The organism is Thiogranum sp., assembly GCF_058323355.1.
The window spans coordinates 1-14406 of record NZ_JBTTIO010000039.1; the positions used below are offsets into that span (position 1 = coordinate 1).

Consider the following 14406-nt stretch of genomic DNA (forward strand, 5'->3'; position numbering starts at 1 on the left):
CAGTACCGGTACCCGCCGCCGCCTGGCTGTTTGGCAGCGGCCTGATCGGTCTTATCGGCATGGCCAGACGCAGGAAAGCCGCGTAACAGTGCACAGCAATTAACTCAGGCCACTACCAGACCCGGCTCAACCTGACATGCAAGGCGAGTATTTCCCCGCTCGCCCTTGCGTCCGGGCCAAACGGGAGTTCGGGGTTGGTATAGGTCTGATCAGCACGGACACTCCACTCCAGCGCACCGTCGACACGCCAGGCGGCAGCCGGACGGTACCCGAATCCGGCTGTAAGATGGTGCCTGTCGATCGTATTGAGCAGGGGACTGAGGTTCCTGTCAGGAATCGGGTTACGGCCGTAATTATAACCGGCGCGCAACACAGTCCGCGCATTCCAGTCATAGGCCGCCCCTACGGCGAGCACATACTGGTCGCGCCAATTATAGTCGAGGGAATTGCCAAAATTCGCCGGCGCCGCCGGGTTGTTCGGGTTGCTCGCCTGTATCACGCCACGGGTTACCGCCCCTGACCAGTCTATCCAGTTGATCTCCAGGGCTACCAGCAGTTTGTCGGTTGCCTGGATCGCCGCGCCGACACCCAGTTCCTGCGGCTGATCGATATTTTTCGCTTTGGCATCACGGTAAGTCACCTTGCCCAGACCGAGAGCGGAGAAATCGACCGTCATCTGCCCTTCCAGGTTGATATCGACCTTGCTGTTATAGGCAGCGCCCAACGTCAGCCAGTCGTTGGGTTTGTACATCAGGCCCAGTTTGATACCGGCGTTGAAGTCATTCATATCACTGAGCCTGAAGCCAAAGAATGACCGGGCGGGATCGACCGGGTTAAAAACCGACGTGTCAGGAAATACCTCCTGGTCAAGATCGGCATAGGTTCCCACCAGGCTGACACCAACAGACAGCCTGTCATTCACCTGCCAGGCCAGACCGGGTGTAATACGCGCGACGCGGAACAGGATCGACAGGTCATCCCGCGTTCCAAAAACGGTATTGAGGTTGTTATACGCATTACCCGTTCCCCCCTGGGCAAACAACCCCACACCGACCGTAAACGGATATCCCTTCAGACGCCTGGCATAGGCAAAGTTACCCAGCCGCGGGTATTTGTTGGTGTTATTGACATCGTTTCCAAACGCGTCCCTGTGCCTGATACTGCCGGTATCGGCAACCGCAAGATCCAGATCCAGCCGGGCTGATGCAATCTGGCCGAGACCGGCCGGGTTGGTATTCAGCGCCGAGGTATCCCGCGCAACCGCAAGGTCTGCGCCCCCCATGCCGACTGATTCCGGCCCGAAGCCAATCTGGTTGAGACCGTTGCTGGCGGATGTTTCCAATGGGGCAAGTAAAGAAACCACGAAAGCTGCATACAAGGGGTACAGGGTGTTTCGTGTTCTGGTCATCACAATTCCTGCCGTGTTGTTCTTTATTTTTGTTTAGACTTCAGGTGATTCGTCTGGACAATCGTGCAGGGCCGTATCAGTCAAATTTTCGGAACAGGTGCTCCCGGTAATACTTGAGCTCATTGATTGAATCGCGGGTATCGTCCATCGCCAGGTGCGAGGAATCTTTTTTGAACCCGGCGGTTACCTCTGGCGCCCAGCGCTTGCCCAGTTCCTTGAGGGTGCTGACATCCAGGTTGCGGTAATGGAAGTAAGCCTCCAGTTCCGGCATCAGCCGCGCCATGAAACGACGGTCCTGGCAGATGGAGTTGCCGCACATCGGCGAGGCCCCCTTGTCGACGTGCTGCGCCAGGAATTCAAGTGTCATGCGTTCCACATCCTGCACGCTCAGGGTGCTGTCCCTGACCCGCTGCGTGAGACCGGACTTGCCGTGCTGCCTGGTATTCCACTCGTCCATGGCGGCCATAACCTCATCCGGCTGGTGTACGGCCAGCATCGGCCCCTCGGCGATGATTTCCAGCTGCGAATCGGTCACGATGGTGGCGATTTCGATAATGCGGTCATTAAAGGTATCCAGCCCGGTCATTTCCAGATCGATCCAGATAAGATTGGTTTTTCTGTCTGACATTCCTGATACTCCCTGAGGTTGTGCTGCATTGTAGCAAAGGCTAACCTTCAACGATTCCCGAATTAAGACGAACCCCTGACCCATGAATACATTCAGCTGGATTTTTGTGATCGCCCTCGCCGCTTCGCTGGGCATCAAACTGTGGCTGGCGCAACGCCAGATACGCGCCGTCAGCCGTAACCGCGACAAGGTACCGGACGCCTTTGCCGACAAGATCCCGCTCGAAGACCACCGGAAGGCCGCCGACTACACACTGGCCAACACCCGCCTCGGACGCCTTGAACTGCTGTGGGGCAGCCTGCTGCTGCTCGGCTGGACACTGGGCGGCGGCCTGCAATGGCTCAGCGATCTGTGGCAGGGTTTTGGCTGGGCACCCGTTGCTACCGGTGTTGCACTGATGGTCAGCGCCTTCGTCATCATGGCACTGCTGGACCTGCCTTTCTCGCTCTATCACACCTTCGTGCTGGAGGAACGCTTCGGCTTCAACAAGACCACCTTCGGCACCTGGCTGGGCGACCTGCTCAAGCAGACCCTGCTGATGCTGGTACTGGGCGTGCCGCTGGCATGGGCCGCACTGTGGCTGATGCAGGAATCCGGCAACCTGTGGTGGTTGTGGCTGTGGCTGCTGTGGACCGGCTTCAGCCTGCTGATGCTGTGGGCCTACCCGGCGGTGATCGCGCCGCTGTTCAACAAGTTCACGCTGCTCGATGACGACAAGCTGCAACAGCGTATCCAGTCGCTGCTCGACCGTTGCGGTTTCAAAAGCAAGGGCATCTACGTGATGGACGGTTCGCGCCGTTCCGGTCACGGCAATGCCTATTTCACCGGCATGGGCCAGAACAAGCGCATTGTGTTTTTCGATACACTGCTGGAAACGCTGGATGCCGATGAAATCGAAGCCGTACTCGCCCACGAGCTGGGGCATTTCAAACGCAAGCATGTGCAGAAGCGTATTATCACCATGATGCTGATGAGCCTGGCGGGGCTGGCGCTGCTGGGCTGGCTGATTCAGCAACCGTGGTTCTATACGGGGCTGGGCGTACAGACCCAGTCCAGTGCGCTGGCACTTTTGTTATTCATGATGGTATCGCCAGTCTTCACCATCTTTCTGCAGCCCCTGTCATCGTGGTTCTCACGCAAGCACGAATTCGAGGCTGATGACTATGCAGCACAACAGGCCAGTGCCAGCGATCTGATTCATGCACTGGTAAAAATGTACAAGGAAAATGCCAGCACGCTGACACCTGATCCACTGTACTCGGCATTCTATGATTCACATCCGCCGGCACCGGTACGTATCGCGCACCTGTCCGGCAAGACAGGATAAGGGAGAAAGATACATCATGAAAACAGTTCTGATGACAGGGCTCATTCTGGTATTAACGCACAACACGGCATGGGCAGATATCGGGAATGGCAAGAAGCTGCACGACAAACAGTGCATGCAATGTCACGACACCAGTGTCTATACCCGACCAGACCACTTTATCACCAGCCGCGAGGCACTGGCCAAACAGGTCAACCGCTGTGAGTTGAACGTTGGTGCGCAGTGGTTCAAGGAAGACACCGACGACGTTATAGAATACCTCGACAAAACCTTCTACAAGTTCAAATAGGTATTTCACCATGACGCCGTCACTGGATGAAAAACACTGTCAACGCGAAACCCGCCGGCTCGATAACAAAGATGCCCGTGAGCTGTTGGCACAGATTCACACTGACTGGTCCATGAGCGATGATGGCCTGACGATAGAACGCTGTTTCCGCTTCAGCAACTATTACCAGACTATCGCTTTCGTCAATGCCCTGGCCTGGGTCGCGCACCGGGAAGATCACCACCCGGATCTTGAAGTGGGTTACAACCGCTGCGTGGTGCGTTACAGCACCCACTCGGTGGGGGGCTTGTCTGAAAATGACTTTATCTGTGCCGCGCGCCTCGACGCGCTGAACAGCGGCGACTGATCCTGTCCTTGGCCAACCGTCGCCCCAGGCCACGCCCGCCCGCCAAAAAGCCCGAAGCAGAAGGCCAGCCCGGTCTGGTGCTTGCCCACTACGGGCAGGCCAGCCTGGTGGAATCCGCATCGGGCGATATCATTCGCTGTATCACCCGCAAAAACCTGCCGCGTACGGTATGCGGCGATCGAGTATTGTGGACCAGCAGTAACCCGCGCGAAGGCATTATCACTCGCATTCTGGATCGTAAAAGCACACTGGTACGCCCCGATCACAACAACCGGCCACGGCCGGTAGCTGCCAACATGGACCAGATCGTGGTGGTCATCGCCAGCAAGCCCAGTTTTGAATACGGCATGCTGGATCGCTACCTGGCAGCCGCGGAGTTACTTGGCGTCACCCCCGCTATCGTGGTCAACAAGAGTGATTTACTGGATGTGGAAAGCCGCGAGCGACTTGAGCAGCGCCTGTCGCTGTACCGTAATATCGGTTACAGCCTGTTGTTTACCAGTACGCTAACGACAGATGGCATGAAGGATCTGTATACGGCATTGAAGACACACACCAGCATTCTGGTAGGCCAGTCCGGCGTGGGTAAATCGTCACTGGTGAAAACGCTGCTGCCCGATCTCGATATCCGTGTCGGTAATCTCTCGCAAGTCACCGGTCTTGGCCGGCATACCACTACCGTGGCCATGCTCTACCACCTGCCGGATGGCGGCGACCTGATCGACTCACCGGGTGTGCGCGACTTTACACTGGTCAACATCGCGCCGCAGGATCTGGCACACGGTTTCCGTGAGTTCTCGCCCTTTCTGGGCCTGTGTCGCTTTCATAACTGCCGGCATGTCAGCGAACCGGGCTGCGCTGTAGCCGAGGCCGCGCGCAGTGGCGATATTCACCCGCAGCGACTGGAAAACTACCGGGCCCTGGCCGAAACCCTGAAGGCCGGCAACTGATACGAGCGCTGTTCAGCCCGGCGGCCAGCGCATGGGCCGCCCGCCCAGCAGGTGCAGGTGGATATGGAATACGGTCTGGCCACCGTCGGCATTGCAGTTCATTACCGTGCGGTAACCCTGCTGGTCAAAACCTTCCTGTTTCGCTACCACGGCCGCTGCCATCACCATCTTGCCCACCAGATGCGCATTGCTGTCATCCAGGTCATTCAGGGTTGCAACATGTTGCTTCGGGATCACCAGCACATGGGTCGGCGCCTGCGGATTGATATCGCGAAACGCCAGCACATGGTCGTCTTCGTAGACCGTATCCGGCTTGACCTCGCCGCTAACCATTTTGCAGAACAGACAGTCTGTCATGAGAATTTCCTCGCCCGGTTTTTCGTACAAGCGTAACGCTCACCCGTGAGGCGATCAACGCATGGACGCAAACCTACACAAAGTAATTGACGCTGCGACCCTGTGCCAGATCGGCAAGGGATTCCGGACGGATGTTGTTGGCGTACTGAAATAACGCGGAGCGGGACTTGAGCGCGGTCACGCCGTCCTGGTCAGCAGGGCGGGTCTGGTCAAGGTTGCGTTCATTCACAAAGGCGCGGGTGGACTGGTAACTATCGCGTTGGCGGTCGAGTAACTCGCCCTGGACAACACGTGCGGGACTTTCACTACGACGACCGGCCCGATCACTGTCACCCGCCGCGCCCACAGACTCGACCACGCGGGTGGAATCCACGCGCGCGCCTGCATTCGCCGGGCCTGTCACCGGTCGCGCGTACGACGCTGTCGGCAAACGGGTGATGTCCATAGGTCGCTTCCTGTCCCTGTATCCAGCCTGCACAATCGGCAGCTGACTGACCAAAGTTTATACCAATATTGTGGATTGGTCTGCTGTCAGAAAACTGTCGGAATGACGTCTGTCGTGAAAATACTATTTAATCTAATAACAGCAGGTTACGGGCATTTTCTAAATGGAGATATCATGCCCGGATCAGGACAGGTCACGACGCCCGGAAAAGGCATGCGACAAAGTCCCGCTGTCGATGTATTCCAGCTCGCCACCCATCGGTACACCGTGTGCAATGCGGGTGGTGCGTATGCCCTGCTCGCGGGCCATTTCGCTGATGTACTGCGCGGTGGCTTCCCCTTCGACTGTCGGGTTGGTCGCCAGAATCACTTCCTGTAACCCGCCTTTTGCAAAACGCCCGGCAAGCGTGTCCAGCCCCAGTTCTTCCGGCCCAATGCCATCGAGCGGTGAGAGGTGACCCATGAGTACAAAGTATCGACCGCGAAAGTCTGTAGCCTGTTCCAGTGCCTCGACATCCATAGGATTTTCGACCACACACAGGGTCGTGTCTTCACGGCTGTGGCTGGCACACAGTGCACAAACCCCGGATTCACACAGGGTACGGCAATCGCGACAATGCCCGATGCCGTCCATCGCTTTTTGCAACATCAACGCGAGTTGCCTGCCACCTTCGCGATCACGTTCGAGCAGGTGGTACGCCATGCGCTGGGCTGTCTTGTTACCCACACCGGGCAGACAACGCAACGCCTCCATCAATTGCTGGATAAGGGGAGATACCGCCATTCAGATCAGAACGGCAGCTTCATGCCAGCAGGCAGATTGAGGCCGGCGGTCATACCTGCCATGTGTTCCTGGGTCATGGTATCGACCTTGTGCGCTGCATCATTGATGGCCGCAGCGATCAGGTCTTCGAGCATCTCCTTGTCATCGCCGATCAGACTGTCGTCGATCTCCACGCGGCGCGCTTCATGACGCCCTGTCAGTGTCACCTTGACCAGTCCGCCGCCGGATTCACCGGTGGCTTCCATCTTCGCCACCTCTTCCTGCGCCTTCTGGACATTGGCCTGCATCTGCTGGGCCTGCTTCATCAGGTTTCCGAGTCCGCCTTTCATAGCTGTCGTTCCTCAATCATGTGTCGTGTCTAGTTGTCCCGGGGACGAATGGTTTCATCGTGCAAGGTTGCACCAAAATTTTTCTGGAAAGCCTTGACGTTCGGGTCCGAGGTGATCGCCTCGACGGCACCGGCCTGGCGCTGCTCCGCCTCACGCTGACGTCGCTGTGCGGGCGTGTCAGTACTGACAGTATCGAGCTGAATATCCAGCTTGATGCTGTTACCCAGGCACTCGCCAAGCCGGGTCTCCAGTTGCTGCTGACGCGTCTTGCTCAATAACTGCTGGTGTTCACGGCCCAGCGTCAGCTTCCACCGGCCGTCTTCGCGTAACTGGACCGCGCAATTCATGGCCAGTTCCCGCAACATGCCCTTCAGCTGCATACCTTCGACCAGCGCCGACCAGTCAGCGTCCCCGGACAGGCGGGTTCGCTGCGCCGCAGCCGGCGTGGTTACCGACGATGCGGATGTCACAGCGGGTGAATCAACAGCCGCTGTGGTACGCGTCGCGGATGTTGCAGCAGTTCCCGCAACGCTACGCGCCTGCACGGGAGGGACTGAGGCCTGCGTCTGTTCACCCGTTACCGGACGAAATGCCAGCATGCGCAACAGAATCATCTCCATGCCGCCGCGGGGATCGGGTGACAAGGGTAAATCACGCCGCCCGACCAGCCCGATCTGGTAATACAGCTGTACGTCTTCCGGGTCCATCCGCTGTGCCAGCTCCAGCAGCGTATCGCGGGCTTCAATATTGGCATCGACTGCATCGCCGGCCACCTGGGCAATGGCAATCTGCTGCAGGTCGGTCAACAACTCCGCCAGCAGCCCTTCGTAATCGGGCGCCTGTTGTGACAGCTGATCGACGACGGCCAGCAAAGCCGGGGCATCTGCATCCGCCAGCGCACGCAGGATATCGATCACATGACTGCGCTCGATGGTGCCGAGCATGCTGCGTACATCGGCTTCGCTTACCCCGCCATCACCAAACGCAATCGCCTGATCGAGCAGACTGAGGGCATCACGCATACTGCCGTCAGCAGCGCGCGCCAGCAATTTCAGTGCCGGGGTTTCGGCGGAAATGGATTCAGCCTTCAACAGGGTTTCCAGGTGCCCGCTGATCAGCGGCATGGACAGGCGCTTGAGGTTGAACTGCAGACAGCGCGACAACACCGTGGCCGGCAGCTTTTGCGGGTCAGTGGTAGCGAGCAGGAATTTCACGTGCGGCGGCGGCTCTTCCAGCGTCTTCAGCAACGCGTTGAAACTGTGTGCCGAGAGCATGTGCACCTCGTCGATCAGGTAGACCTTGTAGCGGCCACGGGTTGGCGCGTACTGCACATTGTCCAGCAGCTCACGGGTATCCTCGACCCTGGTCCGTGAAGCAGCATCGACCTCGATCAGGTCAACAAAGCGACCCTCGTCGATCTCCACGCAGGCGGAACATTCACCACAGGGTTCGGCACTGACGCCTGACTCGCAATTGAGAGATTTGGCAAAGATGCGCGCCACCGTGGTCTTGCCCACGCCGCGCGTGCCGGTGAACAGGTAGGCGTGGTGCAAGCGGTCATTGTCCAGCGCGTTGATCAACGCGCGCAGTACATGCTCCTGCCCCACCATCCCGGCAAACTTTCGTGGCCGCCATTTGCGTGCCAGAACCTGATAACTCATTGAAGATCCGAAAGGCATCCTGAAACCCGGCCCATTATACAGAAGCCGGACCGGGAGATTACGGAAGAATGGGTGGCGACCCGTACCAGCCACACCCCGGCGCCCAGGTCCACTGCTGCGGCTGCTCCCTTCCGGGCCTGACCGGGTTCACAGTTTACTGTCGCGAGGGGACCGGTACAGATCACCATAACTCGTTGTCCTGATTGCCGGCACATCGCCGGAGGACGCGGCATTGTACCAACTGCCCGGCATTTTGCACCTGCCATTCTCACCCCCCGGCCGGCCCGGATAATCCCTGCATTTGTATAAGCATTTCAACAAATAGTAATTATTGACAATACCTGATAAAATTAGTCAACTATTAAACCAGCGCAGTACATGAAAACGGGAAGGAGCATTGAACAATGCAAGCAGAAGTAAACGGTAAAGTGATTCAACTCAGCGAAGCCGGGTGGCTCGAGAACCTGGACGAATGGAGTCCTGAACTCGCTGTAGAAATCGCCAAAAACGAGAAAATTCCGGAACTCACGGAAGAACACTGGGACATCATCAACCTGGCGCGTGAGTATTTCCACGACAACGGCACCGTTTGCGAGCCTCGCCAGTTTTCCAAACTGATGAAGAAGAAATACGGCAAGGATCGCAGTGACCAGAAGTACATCTATTCATTGTTCCCCACGGGCCTCATCAAGTGCGCCAACAAGGTTGCCGGCCTGCCGCGACCCAAGGGATGCAGCTAGGCAGTTCTGTAAAAGCCCCTTTAATAAAGGGGCTTTTTTTGCCCGGGCGGGGCAGGTTCAACGAACGCCGAAGCCCAGGCGAAAACAGGTACCCTGCCCCACCTTGCTGTCGAGCGAGACATCCCAGCCGTAGTTCCGGCAAATACGCCGCACCAGTGAAAGGCCGATACCTTCACCGCCCTGTGCGCTATAGAAGGGTTTGAACACTTCATCGATTTCTTCAGGCGAGATACCTTCGCCGGTATCCATGACCGAGATACCCGTGTCGTCCAGCGTAATCTGTACCCGTCCCTTGCGGGTATAGGAAAAGGCATTACGCACCAGGTTTGCCAGAACAATGCGCAACAGGGCGCACTGAACCGGGAGATGCCGGCGGGACACAATATCCAGTTCGACACTCACATGGCCTCGCTCCAGCAAATGACGGTGACTATCGATAACATCCTCCAGCAGTGCCGCTACATCACAGTTGCCGGGCACCCGGTCCTTGCGCTGCTCACGCGCCAGTTCAAGTAACGCAGCGGTGACTTCCGTCATTTCGTGTGCGGCACGCGCAATACGCCGGATACGGGTTCGCTGCACCTCATCGAGCCCCGGGTCTTCCTGCAATACCTCTGCAGCACCTTCTATAACAGCCAGCGGTGTGCGCAACTCGTGGCTGACATCCGCGGTGAAATTCTGTTCACGTTCGATAAAGGCGCGCAGACGCTTTTGATAGGCATCAAACTCCGAGGCAAGAAACCCGACCTCATCAGGGGGGAAGTCCCGGCCCAGCTCGCGTGGATCGCCCTCCGGCTCCAGCCCGTGCACACGGCGACCGAGCTCACTGACCGGGGACACAACACGACCTGCCAGCCACAGCCCGAGCGCGGCAGACAGCAGGGTCATGACAAGCACAGATCCAACCAGAAAGGCCTGGTACTGGATCTCGCGCTGACGTATCTGGGAACCGTCGTAGAGAGCAACAAATTGCTGCCCACCAACGGAACGTACTTCGGCGTAGTAACTTCTGTCGTTGACGACAAGCTGGTGTAAGCCGGCGTCCAGCTTGTGCAAGACACGTTCATCCTGCTGCGGGTTTTCCCTGTCGATGACACGGATCTGCATCAGCGTACTGGAGGGTGGCAGCAGTGAGGGATCCTGCCGGTAGCGCACAATAAAGTCTTCCAGTTCGGCTGACAGGGTTTCAGCGATCAGCCGCTCTTCCATGTTGATCGTCAACCAGTACAGCGCCGTGGCCAGCGCGAAACTGACAATGCCGCCGATCAGCGCAAAGGAAAAAGTAATGCGGTAGCGAAGACTAGTCCTGAACTTCATCCGGTGCTGCGAGTTGATAACCCATACCGTGTACTGTCCTCAGCAGGTGTGTCTCGAAAGGTTTGTCGATAGCAGAGCGTAGCACATGCAGATGGGTACGCAACGAATCGCTATCGGGCCGTTCGTTACCCCAGATGCGCCGTTCCAGCTCGCGCCGGGGGACAACGCGCGGTGACTGGCGAATCAGCAGCGCAAGAATCTTCAACGGAATGGGTGGCAGGGTAATCGACTGTCCGGCACGCTGCACCGACAGGGTCTGCGGGTCGAAAACAAGGTCAGCGACACTCAGCGTCTCATGCTCGTGATCGCAACGCGCACGACGGATCAGTGCCCGCAGCCGCGCTTCCAGTTCCTGCAGGGCAAACGGCTTGACCAGGTAGTCGTCGGCCCCGGCTGCAAACCCCTCCAGCTTGGCATCCAGCGTGTCACGTGCGGTCAGCATCAGAACCGGCGTGTTGCTGCCGGAATCACGCAGTTGCCTGCATAACTCCAGGCCATCGAGTCCCGGCAGCGTCAGGTCGAGCACAATGGCATCAAAGCTCTTTTCGCTGGCGAATTGCAAACCGGTGCGCGCATCGTAGGCCGCATCCAGTATGTAACCTTTCGGCTCCAGGTAGTCGTAGAGGTTCGCGACCAGGTCCGGGTTGTCTTCGATGACCAGTATATACATGTGACCTGTCAGGATTCCTGTTCCGGTGCCCGCTCAACTGACGCGCATTCACGGAAGATACGCTTGTCGCAGGTACGGCAGATATCTTTATCCAGTTTCTGGAAGATACCGGTCAATGCAGCAGATTTCGACTGGAACACGTTATTCGGACCGATTTCATCCAGACAACCACAGGACTCCAGTGAATCCCAGAGGCCCTTCTTTACCTTGATGAGATAGAACCCGCCACCACGCGCCTTGCGCTTTCTCGCTTCCTCAACCAACGCGTCGCCACCGGCAACATCAACAAAGTTGATTCCCTGCGCAACAATCGCAAGATGTTTCTGTTCCGGGTGTTTTTCTTCCAGCTCTGCAAACGCTTCCTGGACGTGACTGACAGAACCAAAGAAGATCGAGCCATCGATGCGCAGGATGTGCAACTGCGGACACTGCGGCAAGTGGTCGCCCGTGTTGAACTTGCGCTTGGGAAGGTTTGGATCCGGAACCCGGGTGACGATGCGTGGCCTTGAAACCCGCATCAGGTATAACACCAGCGACAACAGCACACCGGCAAAAATTGCCAGCTCCAGTTCCAGGAACAATGCGCCAAAGAAGGTGACGCCCATGATCCCGGTCTCGCGTCGGCTGGCCTTGATGATATGCCCGATCTCGTGGAAATCGATAAGCCCCCAGGCCACCATAAACAGGATACCGGCCATGGCTGCATTGGGAAGGTAGGCTGCCAGCGGTGCAACCAGTACGACAATAATCATCAGCAAAAGACCGGCGAACATCGCCGCCAGAGGTGTCCGTGCACCCGCCTGGAAATTCAGACCGCTACGGTTAAATGAACCGGTGGAGACATAACCGGAGAAAAAGCTGCCCGCCAGGTTTGACAGACCCTGACCAATGAACTCCTGGTTACCGTCGATGCGCTGACCGCTGCGAGCGCCCAGTGAACGACCAATCGATACCGCCTCTGTCAGCGCCAGCAGCGTCACAGCCAGTGCGGGCGTCGCAAGATGGCGGATGGTGTCCAGCGAAAAGTCCGGTGAAGACAGTGGTGGAAACGCGCGCGGCAAGGCGCCCACCGTGGTAATCCCGGTGACATCGACACCAAAATGCATGTTCAGCCATACGCCAACCAGACTGCCCAGCACCATGGCAATAATCAGGTAAGGCAGCCTGGGCCAGAAACGCCTCACCAGGATACCCGAAAACAGGGTGACAACAGCAACCAGCGTGACATACCCGTTGATATTGGGTATCTGGTGCCAGAACTGCACCAGCACATCATTCAGGTGGCCGCCCCGCTCGATGGGCACACCAAAGAAGTTTTTCAGCTGTTTTCCCGCAATCAGTATCGCTGCACCTGCGGTGAAGCCAACAATCACCGAGTGTGAAATGAAGTTGACCAGCGCCCCCATGCGCGCCAGCCCCAGCGCTATTTCAATCACCCCCACCATAAAGGTCAGCGTCAGCGCCAGCATGACATAGTCAACCGAGCCCGGTTCGGCAAGCGCACTGAGTGAAGAAAACAGCACGATCGATGCGGCGGTGGTCGGCCCTGACACCAGGTGCCATGAAGACCCGAACAGTGCGGCAACAATTGCCGGCACCATGCCGGCATACAGGCCATATTCCGGCGGCATACCGGCGATGGTCGCAAATGCCACACCCTGCGGCAGTACCACGATGGCGCCGGTCAGGCCGGCAAAGAAATCCGTGCGAAGTGTGTTCCTGTTGACCATCGGCCACCAGACAAGGAAAGGGAAAAACCGCCTGTACCGGTCAGAAATAACCCGCTGATTCATTACTTCTCCTGATTTAGCAAAGCCAAAAACAATTTCGTCATTCCAGCCAGAACTTCGGACTCAGCAACACCAGCAAGGTGAAGATCTCCAGCCGCCCCAGCAGCATGGCAACCACGGCCAGCAGCTTGACCGGGTCACTCACCGTGGAAAAGGTATAGGCAACCTCTCCCAACCCCGGCCCGAGGTTGTTGATACTGGTGGCCACCGCTGAAAATGCACTGACCTGGTCCAGTCCCGCCGCCATCATGGATAGCGTCAGAATGGCAAACACAAACAAATACACCGAAAAAAATCCCCACACCGACTGAATGGTGCGGTTGTTCACCACACGGCCGCCAATCTTGATCGGCCTAATGGCGTGTGGATGCATCAGGTTGACTGCCTCGCGAACCCCCTGCTTGAACAGCAGGACGATACGCAATACCTTGATGCCACCCGCCGTGGAACCGCCGCAACCACCGATAAAACGGGGTCAAATCCGCAGCAGCGGCAGAAACAGCGGCCACGTTGAAAAATCCGCCTCGCCAAAACCGGCACTGGTAATGATCGATACCACTTCAAAACCGGCATCCATCACTGCATGACCGAAACTGTGATACACACCTGTCACGGTCAGTGTCGAAAAAATCACCAGCATCAATATCAGGATGATCAGAAAGTAACTGCGCACTTCTGTATCCCGAAAATAGTGCAGCGGGTTATGCTCCCTCAGCACCACATAATGCACCGCAAAGTTGATACCGCCGAGCAACATAAACAGTGTAGCAACCAGTTCGATCGCCGCACTGTCGAAGTAGCCCAGGCTGGCGTCATGGGTCGAAAAACCGCCTGTCGACACCGTCGAAAAACTGTGTGCCACGGCGTCAAACAACGGCATCCCGGCCAGCCAGTAGGCCAGAGCACACAACGCTGTCAGGCCGACATAGATCATCCACAGCACCCGGGCACCCTGCACCAGTCGCGGCGTGATCTTTTCGTCCTTGCCCGGGCCCGGTGTTTCCGCCCGGTACAACTGTGCACCACCGATGCCAAGCATCGGCAGCACGGCGATGGCCAGCACCACCAGCCCCATGCCACCCAGCCACTGCAACTGCTGTCGGTAATACAGCACCGAGGGCGGCAAACCGTCCAGCCCGACAATGACTGTCGCGCCCGTGGTGGTAAACCCTGACACCGCTTCAAACAACGCATCGACGAACGACAGGTGCGTACCGAGCATCAACGGGATCGCACCCAGCATACTGAGCACCACCCAGAAGAAAACCACCACAATAAAGCCGTCACGCCGCCGCAGATTGATGCCGGCGCTGTACCGGCCTGCCAGCAGCGTAATCAACAACCCGGCAGCAGCAATTGCCAGCAG

At 57.6% G+C, this 14406-nt stretch carries 16 protein-coding genes, 1 other RNA gene and 1 pseudogene; 6 read left to right on the forward strand and 12 right to left on the reverse strand.

Annotation, left to right across the window (positions count from 1 at the left end):
* Positions 1-86 (forward strand): VPLPA-CTERM sorting domain-containing protein (locus ACW81B_RS06115; RefSeq protein ID WP_491579346.1); only part of this gene is annotated, 86 nt, incomplete at its 5' end.
* A gap of 26 nt (positions 87-112) precedes the next feature.
* Here the strand turns inward: ACW81B_RS06115 and ACW81B_RS06120 are convergent.
* Positions 113-1408, reverse strand: a complete 1296-nt coding sequence (locus tag ACW81B_RS06120) for an OmpP1/FadL family transporter (RefSeq protein ID WP_491579331.1) — start codon at positions 1406-1408, stop codon at positions 113-115.
* Between the two features lie 76 nt (positions 1409-1484).
* Entirely contained in the window at positions 1485-2036 is a 552-nt protein-coding gene (gene orn / locus ACW81B_RS06125) for an oligoribonuclease (RefSeq protein ID WP_491579332.1), read from the reverse strand.
* A gap of 82 nt (positions 2037-2118) precedes the next feature.
* On the opposite strand from orn, the gene ACW81B_RS06130 reads away from it, so the two are divergent.
* The 4 genes from ACW81B_RS06130 to rsgA are packed head-to-tail and all read left to right on the forward strand — an operon-like array spanning position 2119 to position 4948.
* Complete coding sequence (locus ACW81B_RS06130) at positions 2119-3363, forward strand: M48 family metallopeptidase (RefSeq protein WP_491579333.1); 1245 nt, start codon at positions 2119-2121, stop codon at positions 3361-3363.
* Between the two features lie 16 nt (positions 3364-3379).
* Positions 3380-3652, forward strand: a complete 273-nt coding sequence (locus ACW81B_RS06135; protein ID WP_491579334.1) for a cytochrome c — start codon at positions 3380-3382, stop codon at positions 3650-3652.
* Between the two features lie 10 nt (positions 3653-3662).
* Positions 3663-3998, forward strand: a complete 336-nt coding sequence (locus ACW81B_RS06140; RefSeq protein WP_491579335.1) for a 4a-hydroxytetrahydrobiopterin dehydratase — start codon at positions 3663-3665, stop codon at positions 3996-3998.
* 8 nt (positions 3999-4006) lie between these two features.
* On the forward strand, positions 4007-4948 hold the full coding sequence (rsgA, locus tag ACW81B_RS06145; RefSeq protein WP_491579336.1) for a small ribosomal subunit biogenesis GTPase RsgA: 942 nt from the start codon (positions 4007-4009) through the stop codon (positions 4946-4948).
* Between the two features lie 12 nt (positions 4949-4960).
* Here rsgA and ACW81B_RS06150 read toward each other — a convergent pair whose 3' ends face one another.
* The 6 genes from ACW81B_RS06150 to ffs all read right to left on the reverse strand — a co-directional run bounded on the left by ACW81B_RS06150 (position 4961) and on the right by ffs (position 8700).
* Entirely contained in the window at positions 4961-5305 is a 345-nt protein-coding gene (locus ACW81B_RS06150; RefSeq protein ID WP_491579337.1) for a histidine triad nucleotide-binding protein, read from the reverse strand.
* 73 nt (positions 5306-5378) lie between these two features.
* On the reverse strand, positions 5379-5750 hold the full coding sequence (locus ACW81B_RS06155) for a hypothetical protein (protein WP_491579338.1): 372 nt from the start codon (positions 5748-5750) through the stop codon (positions 5379-5381).
* A gap of 183 nt (positions 5751-5933) precedes the next feature.
* Positions 5934-6533 (reverse strand): recombination mediator RecR, encoded by a 600-nt coding sequence (gene recR / locus ACW81B_RS06160; protein WP_491579339.1) that lies wholly within the window; start codon positions 6531-6533, stop codon positions 5934-5936.
* 5 nt (positions 6534-6538) lie between these two features.
* Positions 6539-6862 (reverse strand): YbaB/EbfC family nucleoid-associated protein, encoded by a 324-nt coding sequence (locus ACW81B_RS06165; protein WP_491579340.1) that lies wholly within the window; start codon positions 6860-6862, stop codon positions 6539-6541.
* A 29-nt stretch (positions 6863-6891) separates the two neighbouring features.
* Entirely contained in the window at positions 6892-8523 is a 1632-nt protein-coding gene (dnaX, locus tag ACW81B_RS06170; RefSeq protein ID WP_491579341.1) for a DNA polymerase III subunit gamma/tau, read from the reverse strand.
* Between the two features lie 80 nt (positions 8524-8603).
* An RNA gene (gene ffs, locus ACW81B_RS06175) (signal recognition particle sRNA small type) lies at positions 8604-8700 on the reverse strand.
* A gap of 227 nt (positions 8701-8927) precedes the next feature.
* Between ffs and ACW81B_RS06180 the strand changes: the two genes are divergently transcribed.
* Positions 8928-9263: a TusE/DsrC/DsvC family sulfur relay protein gene (locus ACW81B_RS06180; RefSeq protein ID WP_491579342.1), complete on the forward strand. Its 336-nt coding sequence runs from the start codon at positions 8928-8930 to the stop codon at positions 9261-9263.
* A gap of 57 nt (positions 9264-9320) precedes the next feature.
* Here ACW81B_RS06180 and ACW81B_RS06185 read toward each other — a convergent pair whose 3' ends face one another.
* From ACW81B_RS06185 to ACW81B_RS06200, 4 genes and pseudogenes are all read right to left on the reverse strand, one after another.
* Complete coding sequence (locus tag ACW81B_RS06185; RefSeq protein WP_491579343.1) at positions 9321-10580, reverse strand: sensor histidine kinase; 1260 nt, start codon at positions 10578-10580, stop codon at positions 9321-9323.
* On the reverse strand, positions 10564-11250 hold the full coding sequence (locus ACW81B_RS06190) for a response regulator transcription factor (protein WP_491579344.1): 687 nt from the start codon (positions 11248-11250) through the stop codon (positions 10564-10566). The genes ACW81B_RS06185 and ACW81B_RS06190 overlap by 17 nt, the downstream gene beginning before the upstream one ends.
* Before the next feature lie 8 nt (positions 11251-11258).
* Positions 11259-13043 (reverse strand): SulP family inorganic anion transporter, encoded by a 1785-nt coding sequence (locus ACW81B_RS06195; RefSeq protein WP_491579345.1) that lies wholly within the window; start codon positions 13041-13043, stop codon positions 11259-11261.
* Between the two features lie 37 nt (positions 13044-13080).
* Positions 13081-14382 (reverse strand): annotated as a pseudogene (locus ACW81B_RS06200) (TrkH family potassium uptake protein).
* Positions 14383-14406: the final 24 nt, after the last annotated feature.